This is a genomic window from Flavobacterium flevense, assembly GCF_900142775.1.
In the GTDB taxonomy this organism is placed as follows: Bacteria; Bacteroidota; Bacteroidia; order Flavobacteriales; family Flavobacteriaceae; genus Flavobacterium; species Flavobacterium flevense.
On sequence record NZ_FRCC01000002.1, the window covers coordinates 352,576 to 370,071 of the forward strand.

At 33.4% G+C, this 17,496-nt stretch carries 22 protein-coding genes; 6 read left to right on the forward strand and 16 right to left on the reverse strand.

Annotated elements, in window-relative coordinates:
• Nucleotides 1-57: 57 nt before the first annotated feature.
• The 15 genes from BUB89_RS04680 to BUB89_RS04750 all read right to left on the reverse strand — a co-directional run bounded on the left by BUB89_RS04680 (nucleotide 58) and on the right by BUB89_RS04750 (nucleotide 13,553).
• Nucleotides 58-1,068: a sugar phosphate nucleotidyltransferase gene (locus BUB89_RS04680; RefSeq protein ID WP_073242449.1), complete on the reverse strand. Its 1,011-nt coding sequence runs from the start codon at nucleotides 1,066-1,068 to the stop codon at nucleotides 58-60.
• Nucleotides 1,069-1,228: 160 nt separating this feature from the next.
• On the reverse strand, nucleotides 1,229-1,663 hold the full coding sequence (gene dut / locus BUB89_RS04685) for a dUTP diphosphatase (RefSeq protein WP_073242451.1): 435 nt from the start codon (nucleotides 1,661-1,663) through the stop codon (nucleotides 1,229-1,231).
• A 38-nt stretch (nucleotides 1,664-1,701) separates the two neighbouring features.
• Complete coding sequence (locus tag BUB89_RS04690) at nucleotides 1,702-3,171, reverse strand: lipopolysaccharide biosynthesis protein (protein ID WP_073242453.1); 1,470 nt, start codon at nucleotides 3,169-3,171, stop codon at nucleotides 1,702-1,704.
• A gap of 291 nt (nucleotides 3,172-3,462) precedes the next feature.
• Nucleotides 3,463-4,323 carry an ATP synthase F1 subunit gamma gene (atpG, locus tag BUB89_RS04695; protein ID WP_073242455.1) on the reverse strand — a complete coding sequence of 287 codons (861 nt, stop codon included), beginning with the start codon at nucleotides 4,321-4,323 and terminating at the stop codon, nucleotides 3,463-3,465.
• An 81-nt stretch (nucleotides 4,324-4,404) separates the two neighbouring features.
• Nucleotides 4,405-5,982, reverse strand: coding sequence for a F0F1 ATP synthase subunit alpha (gene atpA / locus BUB89_RS04700; protein ID WP_073242457.1), 1,578 nt, complete (start codon nucleotides 5,980-5,982; stop codon nucleotides 4,405-4,407).
• Nucleotides 5,983-6,019: 37 nt separating this feature from the next.
• Nucleotides 6,020-6,553 carry an ATP synthase F1 subunit delta gene (gene atpH / locus BUB89_RS04705; RefSeq protein WP_073242459.1) on the reverse strand — a complete coding sequence of 178 codons (534 nt, stop codon included), beginning with the start codon at nucleotides 6,551-6,553 and terminating at the stop codon, nucleotides 6,020-6,022.
• 4 nt (nucleotides 6,554-6,557) lie between these two features.
• Nucleotides 6,558-7,058 carry a F0F1 ATP synthase subunit B gene (locus tag BUB89_RS04710; protein WP_073242461.1) on the reverse strand — a complete coding sequence of 167 codons (501 nt, stop codon included), beginning with the start codon at nucleotides 7,056-7,058 and terminating at the stop codon, nucleotides 6,558-6,560.
• A gap of 122 nt (nucleotides 7,059-7,180) precedes the next feature.
• Entirely contained in the window at nucleotides 7,181-7,372 is a 192-nt protein-coding gene (gene atpE / locus BUB89_RS04715; protein ID WP_026712861.1) for an ATP synthase F0 subunit C, read from the reverse strand.
• Between the two features lie 104 nt (nucleotides 7,373-7,476).
• A complete protein-coding gene (gene atpB, locus BUB89_RS04720) occupies nucleotides 7,477-8,637 on the reverse strand; it encodes a F0F1 ATP synthase subunit A (protein ID WP_073242463.1) in 1,161 nt (386 codons plus the stop codon).
• Between the two features lie 117 nt (nucleotides 8,638-8,754).
• Nucleotides 8,755-9,147 carry a hypothetical protein gene (locus tag BUB89_RS04725; RefSeq protein WP_073242465.1) on the reverse strand — a complete coding sequence of 131 codons (393 nt, stop codon included), beginning with the start codon at nucleotides 9,145-9,147 and terminating at the stop codon, nucleotides 8,755-8,757.
• Between the two features lie 5 nt (nucleotides 9,148-9,152).
• Nucleotides 9,153-9,383, reverse strand: a complete 231-nt coding sequence (locus tag BUB89_RS04730; RefSeq protein ID WP_073242468.1) for an AtpZ/AtpI family protein — start codon at nucleotides 9,381-9,383, stop codon at nucleotides 9,153-9,155.
• On the reverse strand, nucleotides 9,373-9,753 hold the full coding sequence (locus BUB89_RS04735) for a bactofilin family protein (protein WP_073243011.1): 381 nt from the start codon (nucleotides 9,751-9,753) through the stop codon (nucleotides 9,373-9,375). The genes BUB89_RS04730 and BUB89_RS04735 overlap by 11 nt, the downstream gene beginning before the upstream one ends.
• A 2-nt stretch (nucleotides 9,754-9,755) precedes the next feature.
• Nucleotides 9,756-12,374 (reverse strand): type IX secretion system periplasmic lipoprotein PorW/SprE, encoded by a 2,619-nt coding sequence (porW, locus tag BUB89_RS04740; RefSeq protein WP_073242470.1) that lies wholly within the window; start codon nucleotides 12,372-12,374, stop codon nucleotides 9,756-9,758.
• A 160-nt stretch (nucleotides 12,375-12,534) separates the two neighbouring features.
• Nucleotides 12,535-13,206 carry a hypothetical protein gene (locus BUB89_RS04745; RefSeq protein ID WP_073242472.1) on the reverse strand — a complete coding sequence of 224 codons (672 nt, stop codon included), beginning with the start codon at nucleotides 13,204-13,206 and terminating at the stop codon, nucleotides 12,535-12,537.
• A gap of 11 nt (nucleotides 13,207-13,217) precedes the next feature.
• Nucleotides 13,218-13,553, reverse strand: coding sequence for a PadR family transcriptional regulator (locus BUB89_RS04750; protein WP_073242474.1), 336 nt, complete (start codon nucleotides 13,551-13,553; stop codon nucleotides 13,218-13,220).
• A gap of 127 nt (nucleotides 13,554-13,680) precedes the next feature.
• On the opposite strand from BUB89_RS04750, the gene BUB89_RS04755 reads away from it, so the two are divergent.
• From BUB89_RS04755 to BUB89_RS04780, 6 genes are all read left to right on the forward strand, one after another.
• Nucleotides 13,681-14,730, forward strand: a complete 1,050-nt coding sequence (locus BUB89_RS04755; protein WP_073242476.1) for a ferredoxin--NADP reductase — start codon at nucleotides 13,681-13,683, stop codon at nucleotides 14,728-14,730.
• 121 nt (nucleotides 14,731-14,851) lie between these two features.
• Complete coding sequence (locus BUB89_RS04760; RefSeq protein ID WP_307723308.1) at nucleotides 14,852-15,244, forward strand: type II toxin-antitoxin system RelE/ParE family toxin; 393 nt, start codon at nucleotides 14,852-14,854, stop codon at nucleotides 15,242-15,244.
• Nucleotides 15,228-15,527, forward strand: coding sequence for a helix-turn-helix domain-containing protein (locus tag BUB89_RS04765; RefSeq protein WP_073242479.1), 300 nt, complete (start codon nucleotides 15,228-15,230; stop codon nucleotides 15,525-15,527). The genes BUB89_RS04760 and BUB89_RS04765 overlap by 17 nt, the downstream gene beginning before the upstream one ends.
• Nucleotides 15,528-15,726: 199 nt before the next feature.
• Complete coding sequence (locus BUB89_RS04770; protein WP_073242481.1) at nucleotides 15,727-15,948, forward strand: hypothetical protein; 222 nt, start codon at nucleotides 15,727-15,729, stop codon at nucleotides 15,946-15,948.
• Nucleotides 15,948-16,265, forward strand: coding sequence for a type II toxin-antitoxin system RelE/ParE family toxin (locus tag BUB89_RS04775; RefSeq protein ID WP_073242484.1), 318 nt, complete (start codon nucleotides 15,948-15,950; stop codon nucleotides 16,263-16,265). Before BUB89_RS04770 ends, BUB89_RS04775 begins: the two co-directional genes overlap by 1 nt.
• 29 nt (nucleotides 16,266-16,294) lie before the next feature.
• A complete protein-coding gene (locus BUB89_RS04780) occupies nucleotides 16,295-16,603 on the forward strand; it encodes a hypothetical protein (RefSeq protein ID WP_073242486.1) in 309 nt (102 codons plus the stop codon).
• A 92-nt stretch (nucleotides 16,604-16,695) separates the two neighbouring features.
• Here the strand turns inward: BUB89_RS04780 and BUB89_RS04785 are convergent, their stop codons facing one another.
• Nucleotides 16,696-17,457, reverse strand: coding sequence for a GLPGLI family protein (locus BUB89_RS04785; protein ID WP_073242488.1), 762 nt, complete (start codon nucleotides 17,455-17,457; stop codon nucleotides 16,696-16,698).
• Between the last annotated feature and the right edge of the window lie 39 nt (nucleotides 17,458-17,496).

Below are 17,496 nucleotides of genomic sequence, written 5' to 3' on the forward strand. Positions count from 1 at the left end.
ATTCATTAAGCTTAATCAACTTAATTTCTTAATGGTAAATTTTTATTGTTATCGTCATTATTCTAACACCGAATAATCACCAATACTAATACTTGTAAAATTACCGTCAAAACTGGCATGATTTCCTATCATGGCGTTGTCTAAATTGGCATTTTTAATATGAGCATGGGTTTGAACCAAACTGTTTTTAATACTACTGTCCACAACGTGACATCCGTTTCCTAAAGAAACATTTGGACCAACGGTTGCATTAATCAAAACCACATCTTCACCAATAAAACATGGTTCGATAATGGTTGCATTTTCCATTTTTACGTTTTTAGAAATCAAACTTTCTTTGTCTTCAGCAAGGAAAGCCAGCATTCTGGAATTGGTTTCCACGGTTACATTTTTGTTTCCGCAATCCATCCACGCACTTACTTCTCCGGTTTTAAAGATTTTACCGTTAGCCATCATGTTTTTGATACCATCGTTAATCTGGTATTCACCTCCATTTTGGATATTATTGTCTAAAACGTTTTGCAATTCCTGTTTTAAAACAGCAATGTCTTTGAAATAGTAAATCCCGATAACAGCCAGATCACTTACAAATTCCTTTGGTTTTTCAACCAATTCAACAATTTCTTTTTTATCGTTTAGCTTAACGACACCAAAAGCTTCCGGATTCTCAATTTGTTTTACCCAAATTACCGAATCAGCTGTTGGATCCAGTTCAAAATCGGCTCTGATCAAAGTATCTGCATAAGCAATTACCGCCGGACCCGAAAGGGATTCTTTAGCACACATAATCGCATGACCTGTTCCTAAAGCTTCATTCTGGTAATAAATAGTTCCTTTAGCTCCTAATTTTTCAGCAATAGCAATTAAATCCTGCTCTACCTTTTCGCCAAAACTTTCGTGGATAATAAAAGCAACTTCTTCAATATCCTGGTTTAAAACTCCGGCTATATCTTCTACTAAACGGTGAACGATGGGTTTTCCTGCAACCGGAATTAATGGTTTAGGAATGGTTAACGTATGTGGTCTTAATCTGGAACCTCTTCCAGCCATTGGAACAATTATTTTCATATTTTATATTTAACCGCAAAATTGCGAAGTCCTTCGACTCCCGAAGTATCGGGACAGGATAACACGCAAAGTTCACGAAGTTTTTATTTTTGATTTTCTTTGTTTAATTACAGTCTTCTGCCTACTGCTTTCTAAAATTCTGATTACTGATTACTGCAATCTATTTCACCCCGGTACTTCCAAATCCGCCGGCACCTCTTGAAGTTTCTGATAATTCTTCCACTTCAAACCATTCGGCACGTTCGTGTTTAGCGATGATGAGTTGCGCAATGCGTTCTCCATTTTGAATTTCAAAAGCCTGATTGGACAAATTCACTAAAATCACGCCTATTTCTCCACGGTAATCGGCATCAACCGTTCCGGGACTATTTAGAACCGTAATTCCGTTTTTAAAAGCCAGTCCGCTTCTTGGTCGCACCTGAGCTTCGAAACCAATGGGCAATTCGATAAAAAGACCTGTTTTAACAACGGTTCTTTCTAAGGGTTGCAGTGTTATCGATTCCGTTAAATTAGCTCTTAAATCCATTCCAGCCGAAGCTATGGTTTCATAGTTAGGCAAAGCATGCTGTGATTTATTGATAATATTAATTTTCATTCTTTATTTTTTATTTACGAATAAGTCCAAAACTTATTCTACAGATTGTTTTTACGTTTAAGAATATTCATTAAAGTAGTTTTCTCATTGTGGTAGATGAAATAGAGAAACAAAAGTAACAAGGCGATTCCAACAAAATAATTTTCTCTAAAATAATAAAAAGAAATTATCGAAAATAAAACAGACAAACCCAGATAGCCGCCTATTTTTTTAAAATCATAAGGAATAGGATAATATTTATTGCCCAAATAATACGAAATCAACATCATGCTTCCATAAGCTGCCAGTGTTGCAATTGCCGAACCCAAATAACTATGAGACGGAATCAACAAAAAGTTAAGTACCAATGTGATAATTGCACCCACAATGGAGATATAGGCTCCAATATACGTCTTATCAATCAATTTGTACCAAACCGAAAGGTTCGTGTAAATTCCCAAACAAAAATTAGCCAGTATAATCAATGGAACTACTTTCATTGCTATCCAGTACGATTCGTCACGAATCATTAACATTTTAAAAAAATCGGCAAAGACAATAACGCTGAGCATAATAAACGACCCAAAAATGACAAAATATTTGGTGACCATGGCATAAGTCTGCGGCGCATTTTTATTCGAAGCATGACTAAAAAAGAAAGGTTCTATTCCCAGCGTATATGCTGTGCGGTACAAAACCATGAATAAACCCAGTTTATAACAAGCGGAATACTCACCTACTGCATCTTCAGCAATGTTTTTAGGTAATAATCGATCCAGCAGAATTTTATCAAATTGTTCGTTAATGGCAAAAGCGATTCCGGCAACCAAAATAGGTAAACCGTAAACCATCATTTTTTTCCATAAACTAAAATCGAATTTCCATTTCAGGAAAACATAATCAGGCGATAAAACCACAAAAGTCAATAAACTGGCAATAATATTTGCCAGAAAAATATAACCAATCTGGAAATTTTCTATATAAAAAGAACTGATTAAACCTGTTGGGTTTACTGCCGATAGTTTAGGCAAATAAATCAAAAATACAATACTCAGTAATAAGTTTACCAATACGTTTCCAATTTTAATTATAGCATACGTCATCGGTTTTTGAAAGGCTCTTAACTTAGAAAAAGGAATGATAACTAAGGCATCTAAAGCTAAAATCCAGATGGCATAGCTAATATACTGGGAGTCGATTCCTGACCAGTCAGCTAAACTAGTCCGGAATAAAAGTGCCAGAACTAAGAATACTATTGTGGTCCAGAAAATAGAAACCATCGAGGTTTCGACTACTGTTTGTTTATTTTCTTCTTTATTATAAAATCTAAAAAAAGCCGTTTCCATTCCGTAAGCCAGAATCACATTGAAAAAAATCATCCAGGCAAATATGATAGTTACTTTTCCGTACTCTGCTTTGGGAAGCAAATCGGTATAAAGTGGCACTAATAAGAAACTAAACATCCTGGGCAACACCGTAGCTAGTCCGTAAATGGCTGTTTGTTTGAAAAGATTTTTATATAATCCCAAAATGATATGTCTTATACTTTTAAAAAAACAAAAATAACTAAATCTTTGGTTTATTTAACGTAGCTATGGAATCATTTGTTGCTCTTTTAAACAAGTTCTTTTACAATAGTAACAAAACTTACTTATGCCGGAGAAACATTGCCGCAGTAAATAATAATAGCCCATTTGTTATATAAATATTTGGAAATCTATATTCCCAAAACCAGCAGATTAAAAGCTGTTGGTTTTAATTGGTACCAATAAAAAAGTCCCACAATTGCGGGACTTTTAAATGTTTTTCGAATAAATATATTATCCGTTCAAAGCTTCTGCTCCACCAACGATCTCTAAGATTTCGTTAGTAATAGCAGCCTGACGTGCTTTGTTATATGTTAATTTCAATTGATTTCTCAATTCAGTAGCGTTATCTGTAGCTTTGTGCATTGCTGTCATACGTGCACCATGCTCTGAAGCAAATGAATCACGGATTCCTTTGTACAATTGCATTTTTAATGATTTAGGAATCAAAGTCAATACAATTTCTTCTTTGGATGGTTCGAAGATATAATCTCCGGCAGTAACATTCAAGTCTGATTTTACTGGCGCTAATGGTAAAAATTGTTCTGTCTGAACGATTTGAGTAGCCGCATTTTTAAATTGGTTATAAATCAATTCAATTCTGTCATACTCTCCGCTAACAAATTTCTGAGTTAATGTTTCAGCAATAGCGGCAACATTATCAAAAGTCAAATCATCAAAAACAGCACTTTGATTTTCAACTACTGTATTTGTTTTGCTTAAAATATCATTTCCTTTTTTTCCTATAGCAAAAATATCTACTTTTTTCCCTGCATAATATGCTGCACGGTTTTTAGCTTCTTTGATTGCATTAGTATTAAATGCACCTGCCAAACCTCTGTTAGAAGTAACTACAACAAGCAAAACTTTGTTGATTTCACGTTGTGTAGTAAACTCTTCTCCTGTTCCTCCCTCAAGAGTAGCAGACAGACTTTGTAACAATTCCGTTAATTTTTCGGCATAAGGGCGCATGGCAGTAATTGCATCCTGGGCTTTTTTAAGCTTAGCTGCAGATACCATTTTCATCGCCGATGTAATTTGCATCGTAGATGAAACGGAAGTAATTCTATTACGGATTTCCTTTAAATTTGCCATTTTTTTGTAAAAGTTTGGAGTTGGAAGATGGAAGTAGGAAGTAAGATTTTAACTTCTCACTTCCAGCTTCTAACTTCTATCTTAATTATATTTTGCTGAAACTTCTTTCGCTACAGTTTCGATTACATCTGTAATTTCGTCTGTTAATTTACCAGCTTTTAAAGCATCAAGAGTAGCTCTGTGTTTTGCGTTAAGAAATTCTAAGAAATCTTTCTCAAATTCTTTTACTTTATTTACAGGAACATTTCTCAATAAGTTTTTAGAACCGGCATAGATAATTGCAACCTGATCTTCAACAGTATAAGGATCGTTCAAACCTTGTTTCAAGATTTCAACGTTTCTTTTTCCTTTTTCAATTACGTTTAAAGTAACGGCATCAAGGTCAGAACCAAATTTAGCAAACGCTTCCAATTCACGGAATTGAGCCTGATCTAATTTTAAAGTTCCGGAAACTTTTTTCATTGATTTAATTTGAGCATTACCTCCAACACGAGATACAGAAATACCTACGTTAATTGCCGGACGAACCCCTGAGTTAAACAAATCTCCGTCAAGGAAAATTTGACCATCAGTAATCGAAATTACGTTTGTTGGGATATATGCAGAAACGTCACCAGCCTGAGTTTCGATAATTGGTAAAGCTGTTAATGAACCACCACCTTTAACGATTCCTTTGATAGAATCCGGTAAATCATTCATGTTTTTAGCAATTCCGTCATCAGCGATAACTTTACAAGCACGCTCTAATAAACGGGAGTGTAAGTAGAAAACGTCTCCAGGATATGCCTCACGTCCCGGTGGTCTTCTTAATAAAAGAGAAACCTCACGGTAAGCTACAGCCTGTTTAGATAAATCATCATAAACAATTAAAGCCGGACGACCTGAATCTCTGAAATATTCTCCAATTGCAGCACCTGCGAAAGGAGCATAAACTTGCATTGGAGCAGGATCAGAAGCATTAGCAGCAACGATAACTGTATAAGCCATTGCTCCTTTTTCTTCTAACATTTTTGCAATTCCTGCTACAGTTGAAGCTTTTTGTCCAATTGCAACATAGATACAAAATACTGGTTTACCAGCATCGAAAAATTCTTTTTGATTTAAGATAGTGTCAATACAAACAGTTGATTTACCTGTTTGACGGTCACCAATAACCAACTCACGTTGCCCTCTACCCACCGGAATCATAGCATCTACTGCTTTCACACCTGTTTGTAACGGCTCAGTAACCGGTTGACGGAAAACTACTCCGGGAGCTTTTCTTTCCAAAGGCATTTCGTATAAGTCACCACCTATTGGTCCTTTTCCATCAATTGGAAAACCAAGAGTGTTTACTACACGTCCTACCATTTGTTCTCCTACTTTAAGAGAAGCGATACGTTGTGTTCTTTTAGCAACAGAACCTTCTTTGATTCCTGTAGATGGTCCTAAAAGTACCACACCCACATTGTCTTCTTCAAGATTCAATACAATAGCCTCAAGACCATTTTCAAATTCAACTAACTCACCGTATTGAACATTTGAAAGCCCGTAAATACGAGCAATACCATCTCCAACTTGAAGTACTGTTCCTACTTCCTCCAGCGTAGCGCCAGATTCAAAACCTTCTACTTGCTTTCTTAATATTGCTGAAATTTCAGCAGGTTTGATTTCCGCCATCTTAATTTATAATTTAGACACTTAATGTGCAATAAAACTAGTTACTTAATTCTTTTCTTAATACTTGTAATCGGTTAGCGATAGAAGCATTGTATTGCTTATCACCTATAGTTAAAATAAATCCTCCAATGATAGCAGGATCTACAATATTTTTAATAGTCACTTTTTTATCTGACAAAGATGCAATTTTAGCTAAAACTTTAGCTTCTAAATCGGCATCCATTGGGATAGCAGTAGTTACTTTAGCTACTTCAATACCATTAGCTTCATCAAATAAATTAGAATAGGCTACTACAATAGCTTCCAGGATTTCAAATCTTTTATTTTCAAATAATAAATGAAATAACCCTTTTGTTACACCATTGATAGTAGCAAAAACTTCTAATAATGCATTTTCTTTTACCTCAACACTAATGGTTGGACTTTGAATAAAAGCATTTAATTCAGAGTTTCCTTTGATTGTTGACGCAATTAAAATCATGTCGCTATTCACCTCATTAGCCACTCCTATTGAGTCTGCCATGCTAAGGATTGCTTTTGCGTAACGAATTGCTGCTCTTGTACCTGCCATAATATTAGTTTAGCTTTACGTCACCTAACATTTTCTCAACTAATTTAGTTTGAGCTTCAGTATTAGACAATTCTTCTTTCAATAATTTCTCTGCAATGTTTAATGATAATGAAGAAACTTGCAATTTCAACTCAGCCATAGCTGCATTTTTCTCGCTTTCAATGGCTGCTTTAGCCTGTTCAATCATTTTTGCTCCTTGAGCTTGTGCTTCAGTTTTTGCATCAGCTACCATTTTCTCTTTCATTTCACGGGCTTCTTTCAACATAGTATCACGCTCTGCTCTGGCCTCGTTTAAGATTCTTTGGTTATCAGCCTGAAGATCCTGCATTTCTTTTCTTGCATTTTCAGCAGATTCTAATGCATTTTTGATTCCTTCTTCTCTTTCATTAACTGCATCAAGAATAGGTTTCCAAGCGAATTTTTTCAATAATAATATTAATCCAACAAATATTAATACTTGCCAAAAAAACAAACCAAACTCAAACTGATTTATTAACTTTTCCATTATATATAATTCTAAGTTTTATATTCTAAATTTAATCTTCTTGCATTGCTGCAATGTAATGTTTTAATTTTAAAAACAATAGTTACAACCAACCGTTGCAACTATCGTTTTTTTAGTTTTAATTAAGCTGCGAATAAAGCCGCGAAACCAATACCTTCAATAAGTGCAGCAGCGATAAGCATAGCTGTTTGGATTTTTCCTGAAGCTTCTGGCTGACGAGCAATAGCGTCCATTGCTGAACTACCAATTTTACCAATACCTAAACCTGCTCCGATAACGATTAATCCTGCTCCAATGATTTGTGGAATTTCCATGATATATATATTAAAAATTAAACATTCAATTTGATATTAGATTTTTGAGTTCTGATTTTAGATTTACATTTGAAATCTAAATTCTGAAATCTTAAATCTTCCTTTTAGTGGTGCCCTTCTTCGTGGTGGTGTTCTTCAACAGCCGCACCAAAATAAAGCGCTGATAACATTGTAAAAATATATGCTTGTAGAAAAGCTACTAATATTTCAAGAATAGAAAGTACAAATGCTAATCCAAAAGATAAACTGCTTCCAATCCAGCTTTTAAAGATAAACATTAAACCAAGGATACTCATCAATACAATGTGTCCTGCAAAAATATTGGCATACAAACGAATCATTAATGAGAAAGGCTTGATAAATACACCTAATAATTCAATTGGCGCTAAAATAATACGCATTGGTTTTGGCACACCCGGCATCCAGAAAATGTGTCCCCAATAGTTTTTGTTAGCTGTTAAATTAGTAATAAGGAAAGTTAACAATGCTAAAGAAAAAGTTACTGTAAAGTTACCTGTAGCATTTATTCCAAGTGGAGTTAAACCAAAGATATTTAAGAACAATACAAAGAAAAAGATGGTCAATAAATAACTCATGTATCTTTTATAATGTTTTACACCAATGTTTGGGATCGCAATTTCGTCACGAATATAAATTACTATTGGTTCAAAAATACGTCCTGCACCTTTAGCAATTCCGCCATTTTTAGCATATGATTTTGCTAAACTTGTAAATAAGAAGAACATTAGTAAAGCAGCAGCAATAATTGAAACTACAGTTTTAGTAATCGAAAAATCAATAGGACGGAAATTTTCAGGGTGACCTGTTTCTTCATTCTCAGTAATTGTTCCTGAAGCATCAGTTTTGTAAATTTTACCATCATGATGATTGATAGCATAATAATTACCGTTAGATTCGGCAACTTCTTTTCCGTGGTGGAATTTTGCAGAAGAAAATACTTGCAAACCATTATCCCATAAAATTACCGGTAATGGAAATCCCCAAGACTCTCCTGTTTCATCATCCTGAGTTAATGAAAAGTCATGAGAATCTAAAACGTGGTGATTTATAAACGCTTTAATTTTAGATCTTACATCTGTTGGTTCAGCGTGAGCCCCTTCATGGTGGCCTTCTGCTACTACTTCGTGAGCGGCTGCTTCATTACCATGTGCAGCATCAACTTCTTGATTTGCAAAACTAATCAATGGAAGACACGCTAAAAATGTTGCTATTATCAATCTAAGTGGTCTCTTTAAAATCACCATAATTACAAAATATGTTATATTTACGTTTCTAAAATTTGGCGCAAAGGTACATTATTATTTAATATCTAAAAGGATATAAAAACATATTTTTTTTAAACCCTTAATAAAGCCCTGTTTTTATTGCTTTTCACTTAATATTCTTATAGTTACAACTGTTTCTATTGTCAAAAAAAGAATAAATAACGCAAAAAAATTCATTTTCTCCGTTGCGATATCATACTGCTTACTATTCAAAATAGGCTTTAAAATAAAATAATAAACTCCTAATTTGATACTAGTTAACAACAAAAACGACATTCCTACCTGATCAAAGTTGCGTTTTTTTATTTTTAACAGCATCAAAATGATTCCGAATGAAAGAATAAAAAAGAGGCCATACAATTGTTCCAGACTATAATAAAACACTTCCTGATTGATTTTGAAAAAATAAAAAACCAATTTGTGTACTACATAAGCCAGCAATACTAAAATTATTAAAAACAGAAAGGGCTTATAATTCTTTAAGATCATACGCTTTAATCTTTGTCTTTATTTATCTCATTAACTTGTCTTATTACGTTATATAACGCTAAGAACACGCCTACCATCACTAAAACCTTATTATAATATACTTTAGGATGGGGATGGTTTTCGTCCAGCCAGTCCCCTAAATAAGAGAACAAAAAAATAATCACTCCCATTTGAATAGGAATGTTTATCAAAGCCAGCCATTTACCAGATCTTTTATTGTTGGGTTTATTTTCCATCCGTTAAGAGCTTTACATTTTCTTTCATACTGCAGGAAGCGCTAAAATCAGCTCCGGGTTCTACTGCTAATTTACCCACGGTGGCATCGCCTTGAATGCTCGCTTTCGACTTTACATTTAATAATTCATTCACTTGAATGGTTCCGGTAAATTTACCTTCAATATCTGCATTATTGCAACTAATATCGCCTGTAACGCTACCTGTAGGACCTATAACCAATTTCCCTGCAGATTGAAAATTACCAATTAATTCGCCGTCTAATCTAAAATCAGCTTTTGAAATAATGTCTCCTTTTATCACAGTTCCCTCAACAATTCTGTTGGTTTTGCCTAAAAGTTCGGTATAGGGTTTCTCTTTTTTATTAAACATCATTATTCTTTTTTAGCTTCTAAATACGAATTGAGATTTTTCCTGATTTGGATTATTTTATAATTTTCATTAGAAATAATTACAGCCGGCGTTGCTATTTTATAACTTGGATTTTCTTTTAAAACCTGAGCTACACTGGTCGCATATTCCTTAGTTGTAATTCCCTGAATAATAACAAAACCTTCTTTGCTGTCATATGAATTGAACGTTAAACTTAATTTTTGAGCATTATCAGCGTTCATAAACTTAGTGATTTTCTCCTCAATTGCTTTTTTATCATCAACAGCATTTAAAGCGAGTGGATACAATATTTTCCAATGACCGGAGGTTTTGAAATCAAAATTCATATTTTCTAATAACGGAATCTGCTCTGCTAAAATACTAGTGGCTTTCTTCCCTTCTTCGGAATTAGGGTAGCTTGCAGCAACATTTTCTAATGCTGCTTTGTAATCTTTTAATCCGTGTACTTTACCAATAGTATTCGCTTTTAAAAGTTCTAATTTAGGCAGTATTTCTTCTCCCGAAAACTGATTAATTAAACCGTCTATTTTACTTAAAACAACATCAAATTCCTCATTAATATAGTGTTGATATAATTTTTTGTAAACCACATCAGGATTGCCTTCTTCAACAATTACATTTTCGTTTCCTAAAATTTGGGCGTAACGGGAACCCGGATATTGGGTTATGATCTTGTTTTTGAAGGATTCAGCTCGGTCTTTATCTGTAATCTGATAAATTTTGTACAAATTATATAAGGCAGGAAGCACTACTTTTTCTTCAGGCTGATACCCTAATAATTGTTCTAATTTACTGGCAGCTAAATCATATTCTTTAAACTTTTCTTTGTAAATGATACCTAACTGATAATAGGAATCATTACGTTCTTTTGCAATACTGTCAATTGCCGTTTTTGAAGTTGGAAGCTGGTTTAAATAAAAATCAGCCTCGTATTTTGGATTGACTTCTTTGTCTTTCAAAATATCCTCAGCAACTGCATTTTCCGGAGTTATTGCTGTAGAATCTGACGCCATAACCGGATTAGCAGCGGTTACAGAAGAAACTCTCCAATATCCGCCAGCAGTACGTTTGCCCCAGTTTTTCTTAAACGCCACTTTTCCAAAAGATACTGTGGTGGGATTATAAAAATAAAATGTATTATCAGCCTGAAGAGCGGTCATAGATGGTGGCGTAAATGCGGGTTTGGGAGCCGAATTTCCATTTGCCGAAACAGCTACATCGGCAGTTGTAGCCTGACTGTTTCGCTCTATATTTTTTTGTTTCTCAGCTTCTTTTTCTTCTAAAACTCTTTGCGCTTCATCTTCTTTTTTTATCTTTTCGATGTAAGCATCAAAATAAGCCACTTTTTCTGATTCCGGTAAAGAAACTACGTTTAAAATACTGTCATTTCTAACCGCAATGGATTCATAAAAAATAACTTCGTCCAGATTTTTACGTATTTTATCAATTCGAATGAATTCTCTGGTTTTAGGATCCAGTTTTACTAAAGTACTGTCGTAGTATTTTGCAGCCATGGGATAGCTGGCTTTTTTAAAATACATGTTTCCTATATTTCTGTAATTCGAAGCAATAAGATAAGTATCCGTTTTTGCGTTATCTAAAGACGCATTATAATATTCCAAAGCTTTTTCGTCCTTGCCTTGTTGATCATAAAAAATCCCCATCTGATGATTTAAAACATCCAGAAACGGACGGTTTTCACGGTTTTCTAAAAGTTTATGGTATTTTTCGTCAAAAGCAAATTTATCGCCATTTTGATAATCAAACATTTGAGCCAATCTTACCTGCGATTGCATCATGTATTTCCTGTCTGCTTTTCGGTTCATCTTAATCACGGCTTCATAATAATCTCTTGCCTGATCATTCTGACCCATTTCCTGATACAATTGTCCTAAGATAAAACGATATCTGGCTTTTTCGTTATTGCGTTTGCTGAAATTGACTGCTTTTTTTAGTCTGACAATGGCACTGTCTTTTTCTTCCAAATTTAAAAAAGCCGAAGCCAGAAGTGCATTGGCATCAGCCAAAACCTGTTTTTCCGGTTTGTGCTCTTTGAGCATCTGGCTAATGTTTTTTACGACTAAGGCATCATTGCCCAGACGCATATTGGTTTTTTCGCGCCAAATTTTAGCTTCGTCAATCCGGCTACTGTTGGGATATTTGTATAAAATATAATTGAAAGCGTCCAGCGCGGGAATGAATCTTTTATCGTAATAACGGGATTTTCCTAAAAGTAAATAGGCTTCGTCTATTTGAGAATTGCGTTCTCTGCCGCCAATATTCATGGAATGTTTCTGGATGGCTTTGGTGGCTTTGGTCTCCGCCAATGCAAAATCAGAATTTTTAGTGGTATCGGCCACAATATCTTCATCAATGTTCATGGCTTCGACAGGCAGAATTTCCCAAAAATCATCCTGATTACCGGCTTCAATTCCTTTAATTCCTTTGTCTAATGCTATTTGCCCGTTGTATAAAATATTGTATTTTGTACTCAAAGCATGTGAATTTCGAGCCAAAAAAGTATTATTCCTGGTAGAACAAGCTACCAAAATACACAAACACCCTAGTGGAATTGAATATTTAAATCTGTTGGTTTTCAATGATTCGCAGTTTTTATCATTAAACTTTTAAAAAGTTTTTTTAGTATAATGACTGGTAAAAATACGTTTCTTTTTGAAATATAGAAATTTAAACATCTATTCTTTTCTGTTGAATCATTTTAAGCCATTAACTTGTTGATTTTATTTATTTTACAAAAAATCAAACCAATTTATATTTTTTGACTATTGTAAAATGTTCTACTGCAATCATAATTAAATGGAAAGCCAGCAAAAAAAAGTAACAAGGCATAAACCATTCGATAAATTTTCCCAAAAACGGTTCATTATTATAATGCCGATACAAACGACTATAGCTACTTGAATATATGTAAATAGCGCAAAATTGTAAAACAAGAAACCACCAACTCTTTTGAATCAATTTTCCGGAAATTGTTTTTGATTTTGTTTTCGAAATAAAAAATAGACTAATTATTCCGCCTAAACACAATAAAAAATATACCGAATAAAAAACTAACTTTAAAATATTATAAACAAATTCTTCAGGATATAACGTTGTAATGATTGCTATTAAAAAACTAAAAATAGCAGCAACTGGAAACAAGAATTTATATTGACCTTTAAAAAATGTAGAAAATTTTTCCATAACTATTCTTGGAGCTGCAAATTTTCCCGAAGGATTAATTTCTTCCAACTCTCTTTCCCATTTATACATAGCTTTAGAAAAAGCAACATCAAAATTAGATTCTTCGGTTTCTAATTCAATATCCGTTACAATGTGATCCAGTAATTCCAGTTTAATATCATCATAAATCACACCTTTATCAATTAAAGTTTGATCAATTATTGCAATTTGTTGGTTGGTTAATTTCATAGTTCGAAAAGTTAAAATTCTAATTTTGGATTCACTAAACTCTGCATATTTCTGATAAAATCTTCTAATTCTGAAAGTCGATTCACTGTTTCTTTTTCTCCCGATTCTGTGAGTTTGTAATACTTTCGCATTCGATTATCTATTTTTTCAATTTCCACATCAAGAAAACCTTCGGCTTCCAGTTTATGCAAAGCAGGATACAAAGCGCCTTCAGTAATATTCAATTCTCCCTGCGTAATTGCTTTTACTTTTTGGGTAATTTCATAACCGTACATCTTACCATTTTCTTCTAATAATTTCATGATAATGGTATTCAAACTTCCTTTGTATAATTGTGAATTTTTCATAATCGCTTTCATTTTGAACAACAAACATACATAAGTTTCTTATACATAACAAATTTAGGTATGAAATTTTTATCTTTTGATTTTAAGAAGCTATTCCGTTTGCTATCTTTGTCAAAAATTATATCACATGCCAAATTTTCTTAAACTCCTTATAAAAGAGGTTAAAAGAGAAACTGCCGCTGCCGTTTCGATACTTTTTAATGTCCCTGCCGAATTAAAAGAGGATTATAAATTTATTGCAGGACAATACGTAAACATCCGGTTAACATTAGACGGAAAAGAAATTCGTCGTGCTTATTCTATTTGTTCTTCACCGGAAAGTGGTGAATTGCGTATTGCGGTAAAAGCGGTAAAAGACGGGGCTTTTTCTCAATTTGCCAACACTAAACTCAAAGCGGGTGATGTCCTTGAAGTAGGAAAACCAGAAGGGAAATTCACTTTTGAACCCGATGCACATAAACAAAAAAATTACGTTGCTTTTGTTTCCGGAAGCGGAATTACACCTGTTTTATCCATCTTAAAATCGGTTTTAAAAAGCGAACCTATGAGTTCTTTTGTGCTTGTTTACGGGAATAAATCACCGGAAGAAACTATTTTTCATCAGGAATTACATGACTTGCATCTGCAATATGTAAACCGATTGTTTGTACATTATGTATACAGCCAGGCTAAAGCCGATGAAGCTTTATTTGGTCGAATTGACAAATCAGTGGTGAATTATGTTTTGAACAATAAACACGCTGCTGTAGAATTTGAAAAATTCTATTTGTGCGGTCCTGAACAAATGATTGATACAGTTTCAGGAATTTTGAAAGAGAAAAACGTAAAAGATTCGGCTATTAAGTTTGAGCTTTTTACGGCTTCCGTTCATGAAAATGAAATCAAAGATTTAGCTGGGCATTCGAAAATTACCATTATGGTGGACGATGAAGAAACGACTTTCGAAATGTCTCAAAAACAAACCATTCTGGAAGCAGCCTTAAAACAAGGTATTGATGCGCCTTATTCCTGCCAGGGCGGAATTTGCAGCAGCTGTCTTTGCCGCGTAACCGAAGGTAGCGCCGAAATGAAGAAAAACTCGATCCTTACCGATAAAGAAATTGCCGATGGATTAATCCTGAGCTGTCAGGCACATCCAACATCAGACACGATTTATGTGGATTTTGATGATGTATAGTCTTTAAATTCCAATATTTAAATTTACAAATTCTAATAATTGAAAACTTCTCTGAAAAGGGAAGTTTTTTGTTTTATGGATGCTAAGTTTTTTCTTATATTGGTAATAAAAAACGAAATAATTGTTTTTTAATGTTCCATTATTAGTTAACTTTGCTATGGAGAAAATTCGAAAAATCATATTTTATAAAGATTACTTTTTGGATTTTTATAATCTTCAAAATGAGAAAGTTCAAAATAAAATTGATGAAGTTCTTTTTATGATTACTGTTTTAGAAAGAGTTCCTAAAAAATTCTTTGATCATTTGAGTGGAACAAATGGTTTGTATGAAATTAGAATAGAACTTGGCGGAAATATATTTAGAGTATTTTGTTGTTTTGACGAAGGAAAATTGATTGTTCTTTTTAATGGTTTCCAAAAAAAATCTCAAAAGACTCCAAAAAATGAACTAATGAAAGCGGAAAAACTTAAAGAAGAATATTTTAAGATAAAAGATAATGAAAAAGGAAAATAACATTACCAATTTTGATGAACTTTTAGAATCCAAATATGGAAAACCTGGAACTCCGGAAAGAATCAATTTTGAAATAAAAGCTAAAGCATTTGCAATTGGCGAACTTATTAAAGAAGAACGCAAGCTAGCTCGTTTGACCCAACAAGAATTAGCAGACAAAACCGGAACTAAAAAAAGTTTTATTTCAAGGATTGAAAACGGCCATACTGATATTCAGCTTTCCACTTTATACCGATTGTTAGAAATTGGATTAGGGAAAAAAATTTCTATTTCGATAGCATAACGCAGTAACTAATACAACATCTCATTTGTGAACAGTTAACTCATTCCAATTAAATTTCATACCATGAAATCCAATCCTTCGCTTCTTGAAGAACCGGAAGTAATTATTATCATAGTAAGCGTCTCACTAGTAAACACAATCTTAAAATTTACACTAAGCAAACAATAATTTTGTATTTTTGAATAAAATAGTAGTTATCATGGATTTACAAACTAGAAAAATTGAATTTATACAAGAGTTTCTTAAACTTCAAAGTGAAGAGTTAATTGCTCAGTTTGAAAATTTATTAAAAGTGGAAACTCAAAAAAAACTAAAACCGATGTCGGTTCATGAATTAAATTCAAGAATTGACCAATCAGAAGAAGATTTTAAAAATGGTAAATTTAAAACGACTGCTGAACTTTTATCTAAATACAAATAATGGCTTTTAAAATAATTTGGTCTGATTTTGCAGAAATGCAATTGGATCAAATTTTTGAATATTATATTGAAAAAGCAGGTGTTCGAGTTGCTAAAAATATAATTGAAAAAATTATTTTAGAACCAAATAAGTTACTTTCTCATCCTGAAATTTCACAAGTCGAAGAATTTTTATTAGACAGAGAAAAAGAATACAGGTATCTGATTTGTGATAATTATAAAATCATTTATTCTATAGACTCAAAACAAAAATATATAATGATTGCTGATGTTTTTGACACCAGACAAAATCCTTCAAAAATCAAAAGAACTAAATAAAGCCATAAACAGGTACGAACTTATTGATTATGAAATCCATTAGGGAAATATTCAAAAACAATCCTTCGCTTCTTGACGAACCGGAAGTAATGCGACTTATCGCCTATTGCGAGCAATTGCAGGACGAAATTGTGGAGTTTAAATTTCAAAAAACGGACAATAAAGAACTCCCTATGCTTGATATGCTTAAAGAAGTTATCAAAGGTTGCAATGCCATCGAAAAACAGCAAATGGAACACGAACGCTTCGGGTTTGAAGCTCCTGATTATCAGGAAACCATTTCGAACCTAAAAAGATATATTTACGGCAGATGTAAAGACGAAAAGATTTATTTGTGATTTGTTTTTACACCAATTGGACGAATTAAGACAAGCTCAATGTGACAGAAAGATTAGATAAATAATATATTGGATTCCATTTAATCAGCGTTTTACAAAAACGCACTCCACAAGAACATATTCTTTTGTCTTTCGTTTTCTTCTTTGTTATCTCCATAACTAAACCACTCTTTTGTTCTCTCTTCTATCAGGGATTTCAAACCCGCAAAATCATAGGTTTTTTTGTCAGTAATGGTTTTTATCTCCGCTGCATTGGTAAAAGTCACATCAACCTTAGTGGCAATATAGGAAGTATATAATCGAGGGATGGTAAGTCCTAAAATCATGCCCGGCAAACCATTTACAGAACATGGACCACCGGAAATGGTAATATCATCCGTGTAAAAAGCAAAAACATACACGTCATCCATTATTTTGCCCACGGCTTTTCGGCAATTATAACCGGCAATTTCTCTGTTTTCATTGGTAATTTTCCATTCAATTTTTGGAATGCTGTCAATTATAACAAAATTAGTTCCTACTATTTGTTTTTTCATATTCATCATTCCTGTATTAAAATCAAAATACCAGCTGTTTTCTTCATCGGCATCTTTCAGGTATTTTGGAATCCTTGTTTTGGGACTCCACCTGTCAAATTTAAAAATGCTTTTATTGTCGGCAAAAGTATAATTGAAATACGAAATTTTAAGATCAGAAAGGTTGTCTTTCATCATTTCGTCCCAACTGTCATTACTCATTGTTTTTTTGAGATTTGTACTTACTTCATATTCAATAACAGCTTTGTTTACAAATTGCTGTGCACTTGTTGTTATTGTAAAAAAAAGCACGGTAATAAAAAAAAGTATTGTTTTCATATAGCTATTTTGTTTTTTTTATTTCAAAAACTGATATTA